Here is a 23,382-nt window from a genome sequence, read left to right on the forward strand (position 1 = left end):
CATCTCCAAATGGAGATGGCTTTTTCTATCTTCAATTATACAAATGTAAAGGGATCCGTATGTACTTTAGAAGCAATAAACTCCACCTCTAACCCTTTTTCAGCACATTTTTTCTTCATATATTCTGCAACACCTGATTTCATCACTTTTTCGACATTATGACCAGGGTCAATAATATTTAAACCAGCTTGCATCGCATCATGCGCAACATGATAATACATATCTCCCGTAACGTAAACGTCTGCACCTTTCATCTTCGCTTTTGCATAATATTTATTGCCATCTCCACCAAGAACGGCTACTTTTTTCACAACTGATTGTAAATCTCCTACCACACGCACGCTAGGCACATCCAACACCGCCTTCACATGCTCTGCAAACTGTGCTAAGGTCATTTCCTTAATTTCACCTATTCTACCGAGTCCGAGAACTTCTCCTTGATTAGCTAATGGATAAAGATCATAGGCCACCTCTTCATATGGATGAGCCGCAAGCATTGCTTTGATAACTTTCTTCTCTAAATTAGATGGGAATATTACTTCAATTTTATTTTCTTTCACCTTTTCAAGTGTACCCGGTTGGCCAATATGAGGATTTGCTCCCTTACTTGGTAAAAATTGTCCATTCCCTTCACTTGAAAAACTACAATGACTATAATCACCTAATGCACCTGCACCAGCATTACCTAAAGCTTGCTTGACTGCTTCCTCGTTCTCTACAGGTACATAAACAGCAAGTTTCATTAAAGGTATTTCATATGTTGGTACAAGGACTTCTGTATTTTTCATCTGAAGTGCAGTTGCTAATAAATCATTTACACCACCATTAGCAACATCCAAATTCGTATGAGCTGCATAAACGGCTATATCATGCTTAATTAATTTTGTATAGATTCTTCCTGCAGGTGTATCACTGTCTAATTTCTTTAAAGGACGGAAAATCGGTGGATGGTGTGCAATAATTAAGTTAACACCTTGGTCAATTGCTTCATCAACCACTTCCTCTAACACATCAAGTGCAACCATTACTTTGCTTACTTTTTGGTTCAAGCTACCGATTTGTAACCCAATAGGATCTCCTTCCATTGCGTAGGCTTTTGGTGAAAACTGTTCAAATAATTGAATGATTTCATGTCCATTTGCTTTCTTCAAGATAATACCCCTCCAACAATAGCTATTTTCTTCTGTAAAGCAACTATTTTTTCATTATTTTCATTTGATGATTTTGCTGCTTGGATTTGACTAATTATTCTCTCCCAATTCTTTCGTTCATGTTTCCATTTTTTAATAAAAACTGCCGATTTTTCAAGTAATAAATACGGTCCTAACAAAAGACCTTCTTCTAAATCGTCGTATCCTCGATTGATATCGCCTTTCTCAGCGATTAAGATCTCATAAATTTTTTCATCTTCTTCGATTATTTCTTCATTTATTAACGCCCATCCGTTTTCACGCAGCCAAAGTCTGATAGAGATGCTACTAATATTAGGTTGGAGAATTAATCGTTTTACTCCACCTAAGCGATCTGAACCTTCTTCCAAAATGGACGCAATCAATGTTCCGCCCATACCAGCAATTGTTATTACATCTACTTCATCGTCCGTTAAAACAGAAAGTCCATTTCCTTTTCTCACGGAGATTTTGTCTTCTAATTTATCTGCTTTTACTTGTGCTAACGCTGATTGAAACGGTCCTTCCACAACCTCACCAGCAATCGCTTCTTTTGCAATCCCTTGTTTAACAGTATAACAAGGTAGGTAAGCATGATCTGAGCCAATATCGGCTATTCTCGAACCTTTTGGTATATATTGAGCAACTGTTCTTAATCGATTAGATAATTGATTTGTGTTCATTCGTTTTTCCACCACTTCTATGTATTAAGTTCTGATTATAGTATAAAAAAAGTCCCTTGCATATGCAAAGGACTTACTCGTTTATTCCAATGTCATTAACCATTCAGCCATTTCTTGCTCTTTACCAGAGACAAGTCCCCCTGGCATTGCACCTTTACCATTTGTTAATACATCAACGATTTCTTCTTCTGAAAGTCTCTCGCCAACACCCGTTAGTGCGGGTCCTACACCACCTTGATATTGGTCACCATGACAGCCAATACAAGATTGTTGATAAATTTCCTCCGGTGACGCTGCTACCTCTTCTGTTGCTTCCTCGTCCCCTTCACTTGTCAGTTCTTTGTGATCACCTAATCCTTTAAATGAAACAAGGAACATTGCGCCAATCCCAAGGATAGCAATAAGAGCGAACGGTATTAACGGATTACGATTCAATGTTTAAACCTCCCTTATGTAAGAACTTCACAATATAAGTAAGTATATACAAACAATCTCTATTTTACTGTAAAAAACGCTATTGGAAAAGCCCTAAAACGAATTTGTTATCAGCAATTCAAAATTATTTTAATAAACTGGCAAAAAAGTTTACTTCCTATCATTTATTTTTTTACCATTTTACCCCTTTTCATTCCTTAAAAATATTTTATGTATAACATGTATTGTTTAAAAGAAAAACTATCTAAAAAATAGTTTTGGGTAATTTTATACACGTAAAGTCTCTAAAGATTCACCCTCTCTAACCATTCTTAGATAGCATTTTCCTTTAATGCAAAAAATATACTCCTATTAACAACCAATCTGTCTGGCAATCACCATACGTTGTATTTCTGAAGTTCCTTCTCCAATTTCTGTTAACTTACCATCACGCATATATCTTTCTACATGATATTCTTTCATATAGCCATAACCACCATGAATTTGAACGGCCTGATCAGCGATTTCCATACAAATCTCAGATGCATATAACTTACACATTGCCGCTTCTTTGGAAAACGGTTTTCCTTGATCTTTTAACCAAGCTGCTTTATAAACCATATTTCTCGCCAATTCAATTTTCATCGCCATATCAGCTAGTTTGAATTGTATAGCTTGAAAATGAGATAACTTTCTACTAAATTGTTCACGTTCTTTAGCATACTTTAGCGCCTTCTCATATGCTGCTTGGGCAATGCCCACTGCCATGGCACCAATGCCAATTCTTCCTCCGTCAAGAGTGATTAAAAATTGCTTAAATCCATCACCCTTTTTACCGAGCAAGTGCTCAGTCGGTACGCGCACGTCTTCTAATATCAATTCAGTCGTATTAGATGCATTAAGTCCCATCTTCTCATAATTATCCAATACAGTGAACCCGTTGGCATCGGTAGGAACAATAATCGCACTAATTTCTTTATCCGTACCATTCATACTAGTGATAGCTGTTAAGGCTAAATGTTTTGCATAACTCGCATTCGTGATATAGCACTTATTCCCATTGATGATATATTCCCCGTTCTCTTCTACTGCTGTTGTTCTTGTCCCACCAGCATCGGAGCCAGCATTCGGTTCAGTTAAACCAAATGCACCAAGACTCTCACCGGTACAAATAGGTGTTAAATACTTATGTTTTTGTTCTTCGGTACCAAATAATGACAGAGGTGCGCCGCCCAAAGATATGTGGGCCGAATACGTTATACCTGTTGAGGCGCATGCTTTACTTAATTCTTCAGTTACGATTGCAAAACTAATTGTATCGGCTCCACCACCGCCATATTCTTCCGAAAAGGGTAAGCCCATCATACCCAGGTCTGATAATTTCTTGAACACTTCCAATGGAAATTCTTTCGTTCGGTCTCTTTCCAATGCACCAGGTTCCACTTCTTCCATTGCAAACTCTTTAATCGTTTTAAAAATCATCTTTTGTTCAGATGTAAGGTCAAAATTCATATAAATCCTCCTTCTTATGACTTTTGAATACGCTTTCAATTCCTATTATATAATCACCTCTATAATATTCTCAAGATTTAAAAAATTTAAAATTGTACATAGTTATGTTTCAATAATGATTTAAACATTAGAACTAAATAAAACCGCTTTATGACTCTCATGTTTTGTTTCTCAATATAGTAATAATTATCTAAATAATAAATAATTTAAGAATTTTTTACAAAAAGTAATTTGCAATATAATTAACTATTCAGTAAAATAAATTGTAAATATAAGTATGGATATTACCGTACATTTGTTTATTTATTAATATATGGTATCATATACAAATAAAGGAATTATCCACACCATTAGAAGTGAATATTGCACTAAAAAAAGATAGCTTACCCATTTAGAGTAAACTATCCTGAATTGAATTCTATTCTAAAAAGTCTTTCAGTCTTTTACTTCTGCTAGGATGTCTTAATTTTCGAAGGGCTTTCGCTTCAATTTGACGAATCCTTTCTCTCGTGACGCCAAAGACCTTTCCAACCTCTTCTAGCGTCCTTGTTCTTCCATCATCTAGTCCAAAGCGAAGACGAAGTACATTTTCTTCACGGTCTGTTAAAGTGTCGAGTACATCTTCTAACTGCTCTTTTAACAGCTCGTAGGCAGCATGCTCAGATGGAGAAGTAGCGTCTTGGTCTTCTATGAAATCTCCAAGATGAGAATCATCCTCTTCACCAATCGGTGTTTCTAATGAGACTGGCTCTTGAGCAATTTTTAAAATTTCTCGTACTTTATCTGGTGTTAGATCCATGTCTTCAGCAATTTCTTCTGGAGAAGGTTCACGGCCCAAGTCTTGTAGCAATTGGCGCTGAACACGAATTAACTTATTAATTGTTTCAACCATGTGAACCGGAATTCGAATGGTTCTTGCTTGGTCAGCTATTGCTCTTGTAATTGCTTGACGTATCCACCATGTTGCATAAGTACTAAATTTAAAACCTTTACGATAGTCAAATTTCTCTACTGCTTTTATAAGACCCATATTCCCTTCCTGGATCAAATCTAAAAACAGCATGCCACGACCGACATATCGCTTGGCAATACTTACAACGAGACGTAGGTTAGCCTCCGCTAAACGACGCTTCGCTTCTTCGTCGCCTTGCTCAATTTTATTTGCAAGTGAAATCTCTTCTTCTGCTGTTAGTAGGTCGACACGACCAATTTCCTTTAAATACATTCTTACAGGGTCGTTAATTTTTACTCCAGGAGGTACGCTTAAATCATTTAAATCAAATTCCTCTTCATTTTTTGCTAATTCTTGCGCATTGGGATCTGCATCGTCATCATTATCACCAACTAGTTCCACACCTTGATCACCAAGGAATTCATAGAACTCATCCATTTGATGAGAATCCAACTCATAATGAGACAATCTTTCTGCTATATCATCATAGGCGAGAACACCTGTCTTCTTTCCTGTTTCTAAAATCTGCTCTTTTGCTTGTTCTAGGGTCAATTCTGTTTCAACCTCTTTCGAACGGGCCGATTTTTCAGCCATTTGTCCCCCTCCTTCCAAAAAATCACAAACCTCTGGGACAGCATAACACTTAAATGGTTATTATGGTAATCATTTGCTTTTGCTTATGCAGTCTATAATATAATTAACACGATGAGAGATTATCACTTTTCTAATGATTTTCTTAATTGTAGAATCTCCATCGCAATTAATGCCGCTTTGGCATAGTCCTTTTGACGTTCTGCTTCTTTTTCATCATGAATTTTTTCTTTTATTTTAATCATCTTTTGATGATTTAACACATGCTTAATATAATCAGATAATTCCTTTTCAGTAAAATCTTCATTGACAGGCATCATCACAATATCTGCTACAATATGCCGCAACTCTTTGTCTTTTATAAATTGCATAAAGTTACTTGTATCAGGCACATGACCACTTTCATAATATGCAAGAAGATAAGTATAAATCGCTTGGTGCTCATCCACATTAAATTCATTCCCACTTAACATTTCCTGAACCTTCAATGTAATATCGTGATTATTCATCATATGAGCCAACAACATACGCTCAGCATTTTGAAAAGCTGGCCGTAATACATTATTTGACTTTTGTTGTAATAAAAACGGTTCTTGTGGTAATGACTGTGGCTGATTTTTTGTATTTTTTTGCATTGAATAAAATATTTGTTTTTGTTGCTGTTGTAGGGCATCTAATGAAAGCGAAAATTCGCTAGCCATTTGTCTTAAATAATGATCTCTTTCTACTGCTTTCGTTAGACGACTGATTTCTGTTAGTACTTCTTCTATATAACGAAGCCGTTCTCCTTCATCATTCAACCTTTTTCCTAGTCTTAAATATCTCATTTTAAAGGACATATAAGTAAGACTAGCCTCAATAACCTCATTTTTAAACTTTTCTGCGCCATATTCCTTTATATAATCATCAGGGTCAAGCTCTTCCGGAAGCCAAGCAATTCGCACATTACAACCGACTGATTGAAGCATATCTAAGGCACGATTGGCTGCTTGAATTCCTGCTGTATCCCCATCATAGCAGATCGTCACATGGTCAGTACTTTTTCGAATTAATTGTACATGTTCATCTGTAAGCGAAGTACCCATCGTAGCAATTCCATTAATGACGCCAGCCGCATCAGCAGCAATGACATCAGCAAATCCCTCAAAGAGAACAGCTCTTTGCTCTTTTTTAATGTGCTTCTTTGCTCGATTAAAATTAAAGACCGTTTTGCTCTTATTGAAAATGGCCGTTTCAGGACTATTTAAATATTTTGGGTCTTCTTCCCCCAATGATCTTCCTGAAAAAGCAATAATATTCCCTTTTTCATTATGGATAGGAAACATGATACGATGGCGAAATCGATCAAAAAAGTTACCATCTCTCTCTCTTTTGATTAATAAACCTGCTCTTTCCATGAGATCCAAGGGAAATTTTCTTTTCTGCAAAAATTTACAGACAAAGTCCCATGAATTTAGTGAATAGCCAATTTTATACTTCTCAATTGACTCCATTGTAAATCCACGTTTTAAAAGGTATTCTAACGCTTCTTGACCATCCTTTGTGTTTACTAGTAAATGATGGTAGAATTTACATAATAATTCATGCGCATCATACATTTGTTGCAATTCAGGTGACTGTTTCACGTTTTTGTCATGTGAAGAAACGTCAATATCAAGAGGGATATTTGCTTTCTCTGCTAAGTTGACAACAGCTTCTTGAAAAGAAAAACCTTCTAAATCCATTAAGAATGAAAAAGCGTTTCCTCCTGCATGACAACCAAAGCAATGATAAATTTGCTTATCAGGAGATACGGAAAATGATGGTGTATTCTCTCCATGAAAAGGGCAAAGTCCAAAATAATTTCGGCCTTGCTTCGTTAAATTCACATAATCTCCAATAACATCAACAATATCAACTGAATTTCGAATTTGATCAATCTTTTCTTCAGGAATACGTTCTGCCATAACGACAACTCCCCACTACATAAAGAAGTATTCTAGAAAAAAAGCTAAAATCCTTCAATTTTCGACAATATTTTTGTCAGTTCTTTCTTAAATCGCTGTCGGTCTTCTTCCTTGAACGGTTTAGGTCCTTTTCCATAAACACCTTGACGCCGTGCTTTCGCCGATAGGTATCGCATATCTAATGCTGTATGAATATGACCTTCCTCATATACATTACCCCTTGGCGATAAAACATGAACACCATTTAACAGGAGTGTAGAAGCAAGACCTATATCCTGGGTAATTACCACATCTCCTCGTTTGGAGTAATTTTGGATATATAAGTCGACAGCTTCTTTACTGGAATCCACGAATGTCCACTCATCTGAGCGATACTCTGTTTTCATATGTGCATAGGATGCAATGAACTTGTAAGCAACCGAATGAATATTGGCCAATTCGACAATTTCCTGCTTAACCGGACAGGCATCCGCATCCACTAAGATGGTTGGTTCGTCTGATGTTCTTATAATTCTACATCACTCCAGTATTTCCTCCTTATAAAGAAATTTCTTTATAATGGAAGGATTGTCGAATTTTTTTTATATAATTCCCTTGACTTCTCCCAATAAATAGTTTATTCGTTAAAAGTCAAGTCTAAACCTATTTTATCATTTTTTATCACGATTTTTTATTATAATATATAAAATAGATAATTTCCAGACATATGTTTTATATAGAATGTTTCTACTAGCGCTAGCCTATTTATGCAGCAAAATGGCAATGGCATACATTTTAATCTGGAATGTACAAAGAAAAGGCACATAATCAATTACATTATGTGCTAATCCTTTAAAAGATTTTTACGATAATGATCTAGTACAAGATTTGCTGTTTCTTCAACCGCTTTGTTTGTTACATCAATCACTGAACAACCTATCTGATTTACAATGCGATCAAAATATGAAATCTCATCTTTAATTCTTTCTATATTTGCATAACTTGCGCTATCACTAAGTCCTAAAGAAATAAGCCTTTCTCTTCTAATATGATTTAATTTTTCCGGGCTAATCTTCAAACCAAAACACTTCTCTTTTGGTACGAGGAATAACTCTTCAGGAGGGTCGACTTCTGGTACAAGCGGCACGTTCGCCACTTTTAACCTTTTATGAGCTAAATATTGTGATAATGGTGTTTTCGATGTCCGAGAGACCCCTATTAAAACGATATCAGCCTTTAAAATCCCCCTAGGATCTCTACCATCATCATATTTAACGGCAAATTCAATTGCTTCTATCTTCTTGAAGTAATCATCATCTAATTTCCTCACTACACCCGGTTCATACAATGGTTCATTTCCATAATTATTTTGAATTTGATCCATTATCGGCCCGATAATATCGTAGGCGAAGATATTTTCTTTTTTAGCTGTTTCAAGCATATAATTACGTATATGTGGCTTCACTAACGTATATGCTATGAATCCTTTGTCGAGTTTAGCTAAAGCGACCACTTCATCGATATGAGCTTGTTCCTCGACGTATGGAAAACGTTTAATTCTTACATCCCCATTATTGAACTGACTTGCAGCCGCCTTTATGACAAGCTCAGCCGTTTCACCAACAGAATCAGAAACTACATAAATAATTGGCATATTACCCATACTAGCATAATCAACTCCTTATTTGAGCTTTACTTATTCACCCGCTAGTGCAACAAATGCTTTTGTTAAATTAGTTTTTGTTATTCTTCCAATAACCTCAAAGCCTTTATCAGCTTCCTTCACAACGGGCATACCATCAATTTGCTTATCAATGAGTTGTTGCGCTACATCAATAAGTAAGTCTTCTTTCTTACACATTGTGATATTTGGCATCCTCGTCATAATGATATTTACTGGTAGTGCGCCGAGCTCTTGCTTTCCGATACTGGCTCGTAACAAATCTTTTCTAGATAATACACCTACAAGTAAAGAGTCCTTGTCAACTACAAATAATGTGCCAACATCCTCTAAAAACATTGTGACAATGGCATCATAAACTGAAGTATTTTCACTAATAACAACTGGAATTGATTGATAATCCTTCACAAATAACTTTTTCATATTCTCAGTTAAAAGTTGAGCACCCGTTTTTCCTGTATAGAAATATCCTACTCTTGGTCTTGCGTCTAAATAGCCAGCCATTGTTAAAATAGCTAAATCCGGACGAAGCGTAGCTCTTGTTAAATGTAATTGATCAGCGATATGTTCCCCTGTAATTGGACCATTATCTTTCACTATTTCTAATATTTTTTCCTGCCGTTTATTGAGTTCCATTGATCTCACCACCTTGAGTTGGAGCGTCTTCTAAGTAAACCTATGCATATGTAGACGTTTCCCCAAATAAGCAAATTATGAACGAGCAATAAGGTTATACTTTTATATAATTATTATATACTATTTCTCAGAAATGAAAAGAATTTGCTTGTTGAAGTAAATGAGAAAGGGTGGAAAGAACCATATGGCAGCATTTAACGGTTCTTTCCATTTAAATCATTTCACAAGTATATGATTCATTTGTGCAAACGATTGTATCATCGTTGCTAAATGGGCCATAAAGCTTAAACGATTCGCTTTCACTTTTGGATCTTCAGCCATTACCATTGTATGTTCAAAATACATATCAATTTCTGGTTTTAATGATATAAGATAGTTAAAATAAACCTCTGCATTCGTTGTTTCATCAAGGTTATTTCTTACTTCAATGTATTTATTATATAGCTTATGCTCATCTTCATTCTCAAATAGCTCTATTTGAACATCTTCCATACTTTCTGCTTTTTGAGCGATATTCAAGACCCTACTTAATGCTTCTATTTCACCCTTGAAACTGTCATTATCCTTGTTTGAATGAAGAACTTTCGCCCTTTCAATAATCGCTGGGACCGATGTTAATGCACTGCCTAACACAGCATCAATTAAATCATATCGAATGGCTTTTTCTTGTAATATATACTTTATTCTTAAGCGGAAAAAGGCTATTAACTCTTCTTTTATTTTCTCATTCTCTTGCTTATTAATGCCAGCATTTTCTGTAAGGTGGATAGCTTGATTAATTAACTCCTCAAACGAAATCTCCCAATTCATATTCAACAATGTTTGAACGATTCCAGTCGCTTGTCTTCTTAGCGCATACGGGTCTTGTGAACCACTTGGAATAATCCCGATTGCAAAACAAGAAACAATCGTATCTAATTTTTCTGCAATAGATAAAATCGCTCCAGGGACAGATTTTGCAGTAGAATCATGTGCGTTTCTTGGCATATAATGTTCATTAATAGCCTGAGCTACTACAGCATCTTCTCCTTTTTGCAAGGCATATTTCTCACCCATGAACCCTTGAAGTTCTGGAAATTCATAAACCATTTGTGTCACAAGGTCAAACTTACAAATTTCTGCAGCCCTGTCTGCTACTTTTTTATCCTCTGATGAAAGTGATAATAATTGAGCGATATGATTCGTTAATGCTCGTACACGTCCTACTTTCTCAGACATCGTTCCAATTTCTTCATGATAAACGATTTTTTCTAATTTTTTCAAAGAAGTTTCAATGGATGTTTTTTGGTCTTCATTATAGAAAAATGCTGCATCTGATAATCTTGCTCGTAGCACTTTTTCATTTCCTCGAGCGACATTATCCAAATGTTCGTGGCCACCATTTCTCACTGTTATAAATTGAGGCAATAAGTCTCCACTTTTCGATTTAACAGGAAAATAACGCTGATGTTCTTTCATCGAAGTCACAAGCACTTCCTCTGGTAATGATAAATACTCCTCTTCAAAACTGCCGAATAAAGCAGTAGGATACTCTACTAAGTTATTTACTTCTTCAAGTAAGTCTTCATCAATTGGGACGAGCCAATTTTGTTCTTCTTCTAATTTATCGATTTGCTTACGAATGGCTTCTTTTCTTTCCACAGCATCTACAATCACATATTCTGCAAGCAGAGCTTTTTCGTATGATTTAGGATTCGTAATAATAACATCTTTTCCTAAAAAACGATGCCCTCTAGATGTATTACCTGTTTGTACATCTGTTATTTCAAAAGGAACCACCTTTTCACCGAACATTGCCACTAACCATTTAATTGGTCTAATGAAGCGCATTTCTTTGTCTGCCCATTTCATATTCTTTGGGAAATGCATAGAAAGAATGAGCTCTTTTAATTCAGGAAGTAATTTCTGCGTTTCTTGTCCTTTAGTAAAGGTTTTAACATGTGCATATTCCACACCTTTAATTTCTTTAAAGAAAATATCATCAGGCGTCGCTCCTTGACCTCTACTAAAGCCAATCGCTGCTTTTGTCCACTCACCTTGGTCATTCAGTGCAATTTTTTTTGCCGGGCCTTTTGCTTCTTCATGGACATCTTCCTGTGCTTCCTCAACATCTTCTACAAGTACAGCTAATCTTCTAGGCGTAGAGTATGCTTTCATCCCTGAAAATTGAATACCTTTTTCTACTAACCAAGCCTTTACTTTATCCGATAATTGGTTCATGCTATCTGTTACAAAACGGGCTGGCATTTCTTCTAAGCCAATTTCTAATAGGAGATCTTGTTTACTCATGGTCTTCCCCCTCCTTTTCTTGTATCATCGGAAATCCTAATTTCTCACGTTCTTCATAAAAGGTTTTAGCAATTTTTCGAGCAAGTGTACGACATCGACCAATATAGCCCGTTCTCTCAGTGACAGAAATCGCTCCTCTTGCATCTAATAAGTTGAATGTGTGCGAACACTTAAGAACATAATCATATGCAGGATGAACGAGTCCTACCTCCATTTGGCGATGAGCTTCTTTTTCAAAAATATTAAAGAGATTAAATAACATATCTACATCTGAAGTTTCGAATGTATACTTTGAATGCTCATATTCGGGTTGCCCAAAAATATCTCTGACAGTAAAACCTTCTGTCCATTCTAATTCAAATACATTTTCCTTATCTTGAATATAAGAGGCAAGCCTTTCAATACCATATGTAATCTCAACAGAAACAGGCTTACACTCTAATCCTCCGACTTGTTGGAAGTAAGTAAATTGCGTAATTTCCATACCATCAAGCCATACTTCCCAACCGAGTCCAGCACAGCCTAAAGACGGGTTTTCCCAATTATCTTCAACAAAGCGGATATCATGCTTTAACGGATCAATACCTAATGCTTCTAAAGAAGCTAAATAAAGCTCTTGGATATTATCTGGTGAAGGCTTCATTATTACTTGGAATTGATGATGCTGATAGAGACGGTTTGGATTTTCACCATATCTGCCGTCTGCTGGTCTTCTAGAAGGCTCTACATAAGCAACGTTCCACGGTTCAGGTCCAATCGCTCTTAAAAATGTATACGGGCTCATTGTACCCGCACCTTTTTCAGTATCATAAGCTTGCATCAAGATACATCCTTGATCTGACCAATGCTTTTGCAACGTTAAAATCATATTTTGAATATTCATAAGCCACCTCTTTCTTTCCTTTTCAGTCACCAAAGACCGGTATCTACATTAGATAAACACTTGCTTTTCGACAAGTATTTTTTCTTTTAAAAGCATAAAAAACTCTCGTCTCTATGCCTTTAATTAAGACATAGGGACGAGAGTTAACCCGCGGTTCCACCCTATTTGCTACTTACTTTTACGTAGCCTCTTTTACTTCACCTGTTGCTCCAGAGCGCCCTTCGTTCACTTTCTATTCCCTAGCTCACACTCTCCTAGAGTCGCTTGTATAGAGGGAGTGAAGTACTTTTCTCCTTCATTGCTAAACATAGCTATAATTTAATGAAATAATAGCTGAATTTCTTTCGAAAGTCAATAGCTTACTTTTACTTATTATTGCATGAAACCCTTCATATTGTTCATTTGATTTAAAAACCTTTTTGTTTTTAATTGCAAGCCTGCATACTCATCATAGTATGTTTCTATTACCTTTTTCAATTCAAGTTTGGTTTGTTCTTTTACAGATATATTCCCAAGCCTTGACAAGTCCATGTAATAAAAAATGCGAAGTAACCTAACGGTAGCAGGAGAAAGCTTTAAATGATAAGGATCTTTATCCAAACAATGATGACAAATGAAGCCATTTTGGCTAATAGAAAAAGCAAATGTTCCTTCCGTTCGTTGACAGACGGCACAATGATTAAGCTCAGGATATAAGCCAAATAAGCCGAGCATTTTCATTTCAAAAATATGTGTTAGAATCTCAGCATCATATCCTTCATCAATTGCTTGTATGCATCTAAATACAAGTTCGAAAAGATAAGGATTAGGCTTCTTCTCTTCCGTTCCTTTATCCAGTAAGTCTACTATGTAACTTACATAAGCTGTAAGGAAAATATCTTCTTTTATGCTCCGCATCGAAAGTGAAATTTCACCTTGTTGAAGGGTCCCAAGCCCTCTGCTTCTTTGTATTAAGTAAGTGCCATAAGTAAAAGGCTGGGTGACAGCAGCAAGCCGACTATTTGGCTTTTTTGCGCCGCGTGCCATCACACCAACCTTTCCCCACTCTCTTGTAAAGAGTGTGACAATTTTATTTGTTTCGCCATAATTGACTGTTCTAATGACAATGCCTTCACATTTTTCAAGCATCGATGTCACCATCCTTATACGATGACAACCTATGAAATCGGAAAATCAAATTCTGCTAGTTCTTCATCTTGTTCTACGGGTATATCATGGTAATCTTTTTCAATTTCTTTAAAAAGAAGATATGTGTCAATATTACCTGTTTGGGAAAACACTTTCCAGGTAAAATCTTTCATAGATAACCCCACCTTTATTGTGTTTTTACTAGCAATTAAATCTATACTCTTATCATAGCCTGTCTTCTGAAAATCATAAGACGAAAAAATTGTTAATTAAATGGATGCATAATTCTTTGATTTCACCAATAACCTATGTTGACAGGTTTAATATTCATCTTCCCTAAATCCAAAGTCTCTTAACTGGGTCATTTTGTTACGCCAATCTTTTTGAACTTTCACCCATAATTCGAGGAAAACCTTACTTCCCATGAGATTTTCTATATCTACTCTTGCTCGTTGTCCGACCTCTTTGAGCATTTTCCCTTGTTTACCAATAACAATACCCTTTTGAGAATCTCTTTCTACAATAATCGTAGCCATGACATGAATGATATCCTTCTTTTCTTGCCGCTCAATCTTATCAATTACAACCGCTAATGAGTGAGGAATCTCTTCTCGGGTTAAATGTAAAGCCTTTTCTCGTATCAATTCGGAAATAATAAACCTCTCCGGATGATCTGTTACTTGATCAGCAGGATAGTATTGCGGCCCCTCTGGTAAATATTCCTTAAGCTGCTCTAGAAGGCGATCAACATTATTTCCTTCTAAAGCGGATATCGGCACAATTTCACAGAAGTTATATTTCTCTTTATAAGATTCAATGACAGACAATAGTGCATCTGGGTGAATTTTGTCAATTTTATTGATGACAAGAAAAACAGGTGTTTTGACTGATTGGAACTTTTCTATAATGAATTCTTCCCCTCTGCCAAACCCTTCTTCAGCATTCACCATAAATATAATGGCATCGACTTCTTTTAGCGTATTTTGTGCAACTTTCATCATAAAATCGCCTAATTTATGCTTAGGCTTATGAATTCCTGGTGTATCGATAAAAATATACTGTGCATCATTTGTTGTGAGCACACCTTGTACTTTGTTTCTTGTTGTTTGTGGTTTATCGCTCATAATCGCAATTTTTTGTCCAATGACACGGTTAAGTAGTGTAGACTTTCCTACATTTGGTCTGCCGATAATGGAAATAAACCCTGATTGATGTCCTTGTTGATTATTCATGTAAATCCTCCGATGAAAAAGCTCCTGGTAATAGTTGCTCTACTGTTAATTGTTGTGTATCTCCGTTTAAGTTTGTTAGAACCACCGGCATCTCTTTTGAACATAATTCAGAGATTACCTGCCTGCACGCGCCACATGGTGATACAGGTCTGTCTGTATCTGCAACAACTGCTAACATTTTAAATTCTGTTACGCCATCAGAATATGCTTTAAAAAGCGCCGTTCTTTCGGCACAATTACACATACTATATGCGGCATTCTCTATATTACATCCGTGGAAAACTGTACCATCTACTGCCAAAAGTGCAGCACCAACTTTAAATTTTGAATACGGTACATATGCCCGGTCCCTTGCTATTTTCGCTTCTTCGATTAGTTTATCAATGTTCAATTGTTTCTTCCTTTCTGAAATGGCCGATTGCCTTCTTTTATTTTACACTATTTTTTTTGTAAAATCATGGGTTGTTGTCATTTTGTAATAAAATAATTGAATTTTCAGTAAATAAGCCCATTTAATAAATTTCTTATGCTCTGTCATTTTAGCTTAATCATGCTTACTATACAAACGGTTTTATCTTCATTTCACTGAAATCAAGAAAATGAAAATCTATTTTTCATGAATCAAACTAATTTTTATACTATCTTGTACTTATTTAAAACAAATAAAGCAAATGGTTTTAAAAAACAAAAAAAGCATATAACCGCAATTGCGGCTATACACTTAAAGGATCTTTGGTAAAAAAATAGAAAGGCCAATGATCACGGTTAAAACGGCATAAATAAGAACTGCTCCAGCTGCAATATCTTTTGCTTGCTTCGCCAAAGGATGCTGCTCTGTTGTCACAAGATCAACGACACGCTCTATAGCTGTATTCATTAACTCAAGTGCAATCATCCCAGCTATTGCAAAACTTATCAACAGCCATTCTGTTTTAGTCAATTCAAAAATAATACCGAAAAAAATGACTAGTACTGTCATCACAAAGTGGATTTTCAAGTTTCGTTCCGCTTTTAAAGCGGTAATGACCCCGATAAATGCAAAATAAAATGACGAGACTAATGATTGTTTTTTACGTGAATTTTTATCTCTGTAATCCGAATTCATCTAAAATTTCCTTTTGCCGAGTAAACATTATTTTCTCCTCCTCGGTTGTTTCATGGTCATATCCAAGTAAATGTAGGAAACCATGTACAGATAAAAACCCTAATTCTCTCATAAAACTATGTCCATACTCTTCTGCTTGTTCCACTGCTTTAGGAATAGAGATGATAATATCGCCTAACATGCGAGGCAACCCTTCTCCGATAAGAGGGATTTCCCCTTCCCCCATTTCTTCCATTGCAAATGAAATCACATCTGTAGCCTTGTCTTTATTTCTATATTCACGATTGATTTCTTGTATGCGCTCATTTTCAACAAACGTAATAGAAATCTCCGTATCTTCTTCAACCACTTCTTTTACAGCTGCAAATTGTAGAAGGTTTTCAATCTCTCTTGTTTGCATTTCTGTAAGTCCTTCTGTTTCATCAATAAAGTCAATGTGTAATGTCATGCTTGTGTCACCTTCTGATTCGTCATTTCTGGATATTCAATTCGTGAATGGAAAATACCATTCAATGTTTCATTAAATGATTTTGCTACAACCTCTAACTCTTTTAATGTTAAATCACATTCGTTTAACTGCCCATCTTGCAGTCGGTCAGCAATGATTTTACGAATAAGACCATCAATTTGTTCTGGAGTAGGATGAGACATAGAGCGCACAGCTGCCTCAACGCTATCAGCTATACCGATCACAGCCGATTCCTTTGTTTGTGCCTTTGGACCAGGATAGCGAAAATCCTCCTCTTTCACTTCAACTCCACTTTCTTTTGCTTTGTAGTAAAAGAATTTAAGTAAAGTCGTGCCATGATGTTGTTCAGCAATGTCAATAATTTCTTTTGGCATTTTATGCTTTCTTAACAAATCAGCACCATCTTGCGCATGTGCAATAATAATATTTTTACTCGTCAATGGCGGCAGCTTATCATGTGGGTTGTCTATGTTTATTTGGTTTTCGATAAAGAATTGTGGCCTTTTTGTCTTCCCTATGTCGTGATAATAGCAACCAACTCTCGCTAGAAGTCCATTGGCACCAATAGCTTCACAGGCAGAGTCTGACAGATTAGCAACCATTACACTATGGTGATATGTTCCAGGCGCCTCTGTTAAAATCTTTCTTAAGAGCGGATGATTAGGGCTCGATAGCTCTATTAGCTTCATTGCAGAAAGAATACCGAAGCCTGCCTCAAAAAATGGCAAGAACCCGATTGTTAAAACAGCTGCGGAAATGGCTGATATAAATCCAGAAACCATATAAAAACTGTACTCTACAAGATCCACTTGACCATTTCTTAGCAATAGCAGTGCTAAAATCACTAGAATATTTACAACGGAAACAAGTAAGCCAGCTTGTAAAATTTTTGATCGTTGGTTTTGTTTACTTAAAAATAATACGCCCGCTATTCCACTGCAAGTTATATAAATGGCAGCAGTCACATGAAAACTTCCAGTAATAGACCCATTAAAGATAAGGGAGCCACAAATAGCAATAATTACTGAATAATAAAGGGCAAGTTTTTCACTAATAAGTATTTTAATCAACATCGAACCCATTGCAGCAGGAAATATATAGAGTATATCAGAATACTCAAATGCCTGTATATAGCTAATCCCCTTCATTAGTAGTAAGGAAATGATGAAAACAATACTATAGACTAATAAGAAATTTTGCTTTACTTCTTGTGGCTTATCAAGCTCATAAAAATAATAATATGTGGCTGCTAGAATGATGAGAACAACTAGCGCTAGTCCAATAAATGGTTGGATAGAATTCTCATTATCTAACATGCCTACTAGTTCAAGTTGACGATAGACTTCCCTACTTATGAGTTGATTTTGCTCAACAAGTATTTGCCCTTGTAATATTTTGACTGGTTCAACAGATTCAACAGCTGTTTGTCGTTTCTCTTGCGTTTCCTCCGGAGCGTAAAATTCATTCTGGTAAATAGCATACCTACCAAGCTCCACCATCGCAGTTTTTAAAGTATTGTTGAGTGATGTTAAGCTAATTTGATCTTGCACACGTTTTTTAGCATTCTCTACCCCATCAGCAGGGATCCTTTGTTGCATAACGTGATTAATCTCTGTAATTGTAACATCTTTTGCAATTGATAATTGATTAGGGCTGGCTTCTAATAACGTTCTCAATACGCTATCTGAGATTTCCTTCGTTACTTCTTCTGTTAATTGTGATTTTGTGCGCTCAAGTTTCTCATCAAGACTAACAAGCTTTGGTTTTTCATCCTTTTCACTTTCTTTCGCCTTTTCTGAAGCTTGCTCGTTTTCCTCCGCTGCTTCTTCATTTACTGCAGAAACGGTATCAAAAATTGATGTTATGAGATCCACTCGGTTTTGTGCAATTTCTTTTTTTACAACATAAACGTCCTCAACCTGGTTTTCAGCTTCTTTCTTTTTCTTTTCGGTACTTTCTTTGTCTTCAATCGTAACCGGCGAACGAATCGTTTGCTCTGCTACAGAAAAAAGACTTAATTCCAATTTCTCTGGCCGTACATTTGAAAACATTGTTGCGTACATAATGATTCCAAGTAGAACAAAGAGCAAAACCCTCACAAATGTCATTTTTAATAAATTTCTAATTTTATGTATGTAGTGATGGAGTTTATCCATTAACGAGACCTCCAATCCTAAGTATCTCTGAGAAATTCTTTTCTTCCTTAATTATGTAAAATCATAACAGTTTTTTTTCAAAATTACACTAATATTTTTAATTGATGACAATATGTAATCATCCTTATCTTACCCTATTCTTCCATATACTCCAAATAACAATCACTCCTAGCTCGAGAGATTGTCAGCAGAAATCAAGAAAGAGCGAGTATTATTCCTTTACATATCGTCACATACCCCACTTTTGGCTTAAGCATTTCACCTTACAAGTTCTTCCCATTTATGATTATTTTAATAAGATATGTATCATTAAAATAATCATAATGTCGGATCATATATAGTTCACGATAAAAAAGAACAAACTCTGATTCAAAAAGCAGAATTTGTTCCTGATTGTGTTGCTAAAACAGCCATTTATTCAGCATTTTCTTCGTATGCTTGAATGATTTTTGCAACAAGCGGGTGTCTGACAACGTCACTTTGTTCTAAATGAATAAAACCAATTCCAGAAACACCATTTAATATTTGTTCACTTACCACGAGTCCCGATCTAGCCCCACGAGGAAGGTCGATTTGGCTTTTGTCACCAGTAATAACCATTTTTGATCCAAAACCTAAACGTGTTAAGAACATTTTCATTTGCGCTTGTGTTGCGTTTTGCGCTTCATCTAAAATAACATAAGCATCATCTAACGTACGTCCCCTCATATAAGCAAGTGGGGCAATTTCAATTGTTCCTCTTTCAATTAACCTTTCTGTATGCTCTGCTCCAAGTATATCATGAAGCGCATCATACAAAGGACGTAAATACGGATCGACCTTTTCCTTTAAGTCACCTGGTAAAAACCCTAAACTCTCTCCTGCTTCTACAGCTGGACGAGTAAGAATAATTTTTTTCACTTGTCCATTCTTAAGGGCATTCACTGCCATTACAACAGCTAAGTAGGTTTTTCCCGTTCCTGCAGGACCAATACCAAAAACTAAATCTTTCTGTCTCATAGCCATAATATATTGGCGCTGACCTAAGGTTTTAACTCGAATCGATTTACCTTTTGCATTTTTCATTATTTCTTCTTCATAAAGTTCTTTGAAATATTCTAGTGTACCCTTCCTTGCCATCTCTAATGCGTAAATAATATCCCTACCACTAATTTGAATACCTTTTCTAATAACGTAAAGAAGTTGCTCAATTACGTCACCTGCAATGGCCACAGTTTCTTTCTCACCTGATACATAAACAGATTCGCCTCTTGTTACAATTGATACCGATAACTGTTGTTCAATTAGTTTAATATTTGTGTCACCATTACCTAAGAGGGCAATGGCTTCATTTGGGTTTTCAAATTGTACATTTAATGTCTTTAAATCTTCTGTCATTCTTTATCTCCTTGGATTATTGGTTGTTCCTCAGCAATATTCTCAATAATTTGGAAATGTATTGATAATTTAACTTTACCATTCTCTATCGTTTGGTGCAAAACATTTTCCCCTTTAATGGTAGCATCTTCATCTAGCTGCTTTTTAATTTTACTTCTAGCTAATTTCTTCGCTTCTACAATCGCCTCTTTTTCTGTATAAACTTGTGTCATCTCTTCTGCTTCTCTGTAGATGTTTTTTGTAACTGCAATCGGTAACTCCCATTTTAGAAATTTAACTTGCCGCTTGTCCTCTTCCTTTACATAGTGGTCAAAACCTATATTTCCAAAGCCCCAAAAAGGAATCTTTAATGATCCAAGCTCCAATATATTTTTCACTTTTTGATCACCAGTGTATACTTTGGACTTTTTCTCTAATGGATAAGCTACATTCGCTTTATACCACGTTTCCGCTAATACTTCCCCTTTGGCAGGCACTATCTTCTTTCTTTCATCATTTCCAATTAGGCCTGAAACTAATAATTGACCTGGTTTTACAAAGTCATTAATTTTCGCCTTTGCTTCTCCCTCTTCAATAAACATACCGATAATGGTTCCTTTTTTCTTTGCCACTAAATGCTGCGGACTTAATAACTCTGTTTTCTTTGGTTCATTTTTTTCTACCACTTGAAGATGATAGGTTGTCCCTTTCAACTCCACACCGACCCAAGTAATTTCATTCACATTTTCTGTTAAATACCGTTGTATACCTTCAGGTGTATCTATAAAGAATTGTAGCTTCCCTTTTTTTACACCAATTTTCTCTAACTCTTTTTCCATCTTATATTCTGTTGCTGGATTTGCTCCTTTAATTTCGATCCCCCATACCATGTTTGACAACAAAATAACTACAACTAAGAAAGCTATTGCCCCTAATAAGAATCCACTATTCCTTAGCATACGCTTTTTCATGAAGGGCAATCCTTTGCGGCCGACAAACTCAAATTTGCAGTCGGCACTTCTTGCATATTGTCTTAAAGTCGGTAAATCATCTAATTTCATTTGAAATGTAAGCACTTGGCTTCCATGGGCTTTAACATTCCAAATGGATACACCAGCTCTCGTTAAAGTATTTAAAAATCTTTCACTTCCTCTACCGCTTGTCCTAACTGTGACGATTCCTTTTAAAAAAAAGAGCCATTGATTTTTCATCTTATCCTCCTCATATTTGAGCAGGTGGAAATCGCTAACCTTGTAATAGAATAGCGACCCTTCCCACATCAAATTTACTCAGCTACAAAAAGAACTTGATCAATTGTTCCTTGCAATAAGATTTCTTCAGGCATAATTGTTTTAATAACAAAGTTATTCCCTTTAATGAGCAGTTGACCATGCTCTAATAACAACCTTACTTCTTTATCTGAAAAACCAAGTAAACCGCGGTGGTTCTCAATATAAATATGAATTTGTCCAATCATAGTAATGCGGGGCAAATCCATCATGACATCTTGAGGAAGTTCCATATTTTTCGTCATCCAGCTTCTTAGTCGTTCTCCCCATTTTTTTGCCATAAAAAAAGAACCCCCTTTCATCTCATATGTATGAGAGAAAGGATGGTTCTAGCACTGAATTCAACAGCAAATTTTATTTTCTTTTCATCGTTCGATGTGGGTTCCTTGATCTCGGTTGTCCGAGAATTTCTGACCAAACAACCGCGTCAACTAATTGTTTATTAGAGACTCTCAAACTAGGTTGATCTACATTGTTATTGGCCACATTTTTATTTTTTGTTGCTGAAAGGAAGGCACTTGCTCGTTTTTGCGCTTCTTCTTTTTGTTTTCTTAAATCAGCCAGTCGCTCTTCTGCTTCTTTTTTACGATCCGATACTTCTACACCAGCTTCTTGCATAGTAGCCTTCGCGTAGCGTTTTAACTTCTCTTCGTTGCGATCATAAACAGGTGGCCCTTCTTCTTGTTTCTCTGCATCCATCATCTGACGCCTAGCTTCTTCTTGCTCTTCGACAGACTTTCCACGTGGCTGCTTCTGTTTGTCTGACTGCTGGTCATTTACTTTCTTACCAAATAAGGAAGTAATGATCCCGATAAGAAAAACCAATAATAAAGGATTTTCCAACAAAAAATCAATCATGAGATACAACACTCCCCTCTAGAGGTGAGTCCGATTAGGACATTCAATCTTTCTTCGGCCCTTGTTTTGAGTCATCTGATACTTTACTAATCGAGTCTCTCATTTCTGTATCAGCTTCAATATTTTGGATATTCATATAATCCATCACGCCAATATTGCCACTTTTTAATGCATCTGCCATCGCTAAAGGAACTTGAGATTCTGCTTCCACAACTTTCGCTCTCATCTCTTCTACTTTCGCTTTCATCTCTTGCTCTTTGGCAACAGCCATTGCACGACGTTCTTCCGCTTTGGCTTGGGCAATATTTTTATCAGCTTCCGCTTGCTCTGTTTGCAATTCTGCACCAATGTTTTTACCGATGTCCACATCAGCTATATCAATGGATAGAATTTCAAATGCTGTACCAGCATCTAACCCTTTAGCAAGGACAGTTTGAGAGATCATGTCTGGGTTTTCCAATACTTCTGTATGTCTTGTAGATGAACCAATTGTAGAGACAATCCCCTCACCAACACGGGCAATGATTGTTTCTTCTCCAGCACCCCCGACTAGTCGGTCAATATTGGCTCTTACAGTAATTTTTGCTTTTGCTTTCACTTCGATACCATTAATCGCTACACCAGAAATAAATGGTGTTTCAATTACTTTTGGATTAACACTCATTTGAACTGCTTCAAGTACATCACGACCAGCTAGGTCAATCGCCGCACTTCTTTCAAAACTTAATTCCATATTGGCACGATGCGCTGCAATTAAAGCATTCACTACTCTATCTACATTACCACCTGCCAAATAATGACTTTCAAGTTGATTGGTATGAACTTCTAATCCTGCTTTATGTGCTTTAATTAATGGATTAATTACGCGGCTTGGAATTACTCGTCTTAATCTCATTCCAATAAGGGTGAAAATACTTACCTTAACACCTGCTGCTAATGCTGAGATCCACAGCATAACTGGTACGAATGTGAAAAGTATGGCAAGAGCAATAATTGCTAATACCACAATTACGATCGTCATAATAGAAATAGGTTCCATTCAATTACCTCCTAA

The 23,382-nt window shown here is 36.2% G+C and carries 23 protein-coding genes; all 23 read right to left on the minus strand.

All coding sequences use genetic code 11. The features are described 5' to 3' along the window. Positions 1 to 35: 35 nt before the first annotated feature. Positions 36 to 1,151: a Nif3-like dinuclear metal center hexameric protein gene (locus MHI57_RS07475; RefSeq protein ID WP_095372541.1), complete on the minus strand. Its 1,116-nt coding sequence runs from the start codon at positions 1,149 to 1,151 to the stop codon at positions 36 to 38. Next, positions 1,148 to 1,852, minus strand: a complete 705-nt coding sequence (locus tag MHI57_RS07480; RefSeq protein ID WP_340975624.1) for a tRNA (adenine(22)-N(1))-methyltransferase — start codon at positions 1,850 to 1,852, stop codon at positions 1,148 to 1,150. Before MHI57_RS07480 ends, MHI57_RS07475 begins: the two co-directional genes overlap by 4 nt. 81 nt (positions 1,853 to 1,933) lie before the next feature. After that, the gene (cccA, locus tag MHI57_RS07485; protein WP_095372539.1) at positions 1,934 to 2,287 is read right to left on the minus strand and encodes a cytochrome c550; all 354 of its coding nucleotides are present in this window, start codon (positions 2,285 to 2,287) and stop codon (positions 1,934 to 1,936) included. A 351-nt stretch (positions 2,288 to 2,638) separates the two neighbouring features. Next, positions 2,639 to 3,778, minus strand: coding sequence for an acyl-CoA dehydrogenase family protein (locus tag MHI57_RS07490; protein WP_095372538.1), 1,140 nt, complete (start codon positions 3,776 to 3,778; stop codon positions 2,639 to 2,641). 418 nt (positions 3,779 to 4,196) lie between these two features. After that, entirely contained in the window at positions 4,197 to 5,324 is a 1,128-nt protein-coding gene (gene rpoD / locus MHI57_RS07495; RefSeq protein WP_095372537.1) for an RNA polymerase sigma factor RpoD, read from the minus strand. Between the two features lie 122 nt (positions 5,325 to 5,446). Next, on the minus strand, positions 5,447 to 7,267 hold the full coding sequence (gene dnaG, locus MHI57_RS07500; RefSeq protein ID WP_307312872.1) for a DNA primase: 1,821 nt from the start codon (positions 7,265 to 7,267) through the stop codon (positions 5,447 to 5,449). 44 nt (positions 7,268 to 7,311) lie between these two features. Continuing rightward, positions 7,312 to 7,746, minus strand: a complete 435-nt coding sequence (locus MHI57_RS07505) for a YaiI/YqxD family protein (RefSeq protein WP_095372535.1) — start codon at positions 7,744 to 7,746, stop codon at positions 7,312 to 7,314. A 344-nt stretch (positions 7,747 to 8,090) separates the two neighbouring features. After that, positions 8,091 to 8,909, minus strand: a complete 819-nt coding sequence (locus MHI57_RS07510; RefSeq protein WP_095372534.1) for a pyruvate, water dikinase regulatory protein — start codon at positions 8,907 to 8,909, stop codon at positions 8,091 to 8,093. 33 nt (positions 8,910 to 8,942) lie between these two features. Further along, a complete protein-coding gene (locus tag MHI57_RS07515) occupies positions 8,943 to 9,563 on the minus strand; it encodes a helix-turn-helix transcriptional regulator (protein ID WP_225230375.1) in 621 nt (206 codons plus the stop codon). 216 nt (positions 9,564 to 9,779) lie between these two features. After that, a complete protein-coding gene (glyS, locus tag MHI57_RS07520) occupies positions 9,780 to 11,852 on the minus strand; it encodes a glycine--tRNA ligase subunit beta (protein ID WP_340975633.1) in 2,073 nt (690 codons plus the stop codon). Beyond that, a complete protein-coding gene (gene glyQ, locus MHI57_RS07525) occupies positions 11,845 to 12,735 on the minus strand; it encodes a glycine--tRNA ligase subunit alpha (protein WP_340975635.1) in 891 nt (296 codons plus the stop codon). Before glyQ ends, glyS begins: the two co-directional genes overlap by 8 nt. Before the next feature lie 372 nt (positions 12,736 to 13,107). Then, on the minus strand, positions 13,108 to 13,863 hold the full coding sequence (recO, locus tag MHI57_RS07530) for a DNA repair protein RecO (protein ID WP_095372530.1): 756 nt from the start codon (positions 13,861 to 13,863) through the stop codon (positions 13,108 to 13,110). A gap of 29 nt (positions 13,864 to 13,892) precedes the next feature. Further along, a complete protein-coding gene (locus tag MHI57_RS07535; RefSeq protein WP_095372529.1) occupies positions 13,893 to 14,036 on the minus strand; it encodes a YqzL family protein in 144 nt (47 codons plus the stop codon). A gap of 147 nt (positions 14,037 to 14,183) precedes the next feature. After that, positions 14,184 to 15,095 carry a GTPase Era gene (gene era, locus MHI57_RS07540; protein ID WP_307312867.1) on the minus strand — a complete coding sequence of 304 codons (912 nt, stop codon included), beginning with the start codon at positions 15,093 to 15,095 and terminating at the stop codon, positions 14,184 to 14,186. After that, on the minus strand, positions 15,088 to 15,486 hold the full coding sequence (locus MHI57_RS07545) for a cytidine deaminase (protein WP_224935947.1): 399 nt from the start codon (positions 15,484 to 15,486) through the stop codon (positions 15,088 to 15,090). The genes era and MHI57_RS07545 overlap by 8 nt, the downstream gene beginning before the upstream one ends. Positions 15,487 to 15,816: 330 nt before the next feature. Further along, positions 15,817 to 16,200, minus strand: coding sequence for a diacylglycerol kinase family protein (locus MHI57_RS07550; RefSeq protein WP_095372526.1), 384 nt, complete (start codon positions 16,198 to 16,200; stop codon positions 15,817 to 15,819). After that, entirely contained in the window at positions 16,178 to 16,648 is a 471-nt protein-coding gene (gene ybeY / locus MHI57_RS07555; RefSeq protein ID WP_340975640.1) for an rRNA maturation RNase YbeY, read from the minus strand. The genes MHI57_RS07550 and ybeY overlap by 23 nt, the downstream gene beginning before the upstream one ends. Further along, positions 16,645 to 18,825, minus strand: a complete 2,181-nt coding sequence (locus MHI57_RS07560) for an HD family phosphohydrolase (RefSeq protein WP_095372524.1) — start codon at positions 18,823 to 18,825, stop codon at positions 16,645 to 16,647. The genes ybeY and MHI57_RS07560 overlap by 4 nt, the downstream gene beginning before the upstream one ends. Before the next feature lie 414 nt (positions 18,826 to 19,239). After that, positions 19,240 to 20,202: a PhoH family protein gene (locus MHI57_RS07565; RefSeq protein WP_095372523.1), complete on the minus strand. Its 963-nt coding sequence runs from the start codon at positions 20,200 to 20,202 to the stop codon at positions 19,240 to 19,242. Further along, positions 20,199 to 21,392, minus strand: coding sequence for a sporulation protein YqfD (gene yqfD / locus MHI57_RS07570; RefSeq protein WP_095372522.1), 1,194 nt, complete (start codon positions 21,390 to 21,392; stop codon positions 20,199 to 20,201). The genes MHI57_RS07565 and yqfD overlap by 4 nt, the downstream gene beginning before the upstream one ends. 74 nt (positions 21,393 to 21,466) lie before the next feature. After that, positions 21,467 to 21,751 carry a sporulation protein YqfC gene (gene yqfC, locus MHI57_RS07575; RefSeq protein ID WP_095372521.1) on the minus strand — a complete coding sequence of 95 codons (285 nt, stop codon included), beginning with the start codon at positions 21,749 to 21,751 and terminating at the stop codon, positions 21,467 to 21,469. 73 nt (positions 21,752 to 21,824) lie between these two features. After that, the gene (locus MHI57_RS07580; RefSeq protein ID WP_340975648.1) at positions 21,825 to 22,328 is read right to left on the minus strand and encodes a hypothetical protein; all 504 of its coding nucleotides are present in this window, start codon (positions 22,326 to 22,328) and stop codon (positions 21,825 to 21,827) included. Between the two features lie 43 nt (positions 22,329 to 22,371). Further along, the gene (gene floA / locus MHI57_RS07585; protein WP_095372519.1) at positions 22,372 to 23,367 is read right to left on the minus strand and encodes a flotillin-like protein FloA; all 996 of its coding nucleotides are present in this window, start codon (positions 23,365 to 23,367) and stop codon (positions 22,372 to 22,374) included. Between the last annotated feature and the right edge of the window lie 15 nt (positions 23,368 to 23,382).

The organism is Cytobacillus sp. FSL K6-0129 (assembly GCF_038007625.1).
GTDB lineage: Bacteria > Bacillota > Bacilli > Bacillales > Cytobacillaceae > Cytobacillus > Cytobacillus kochii.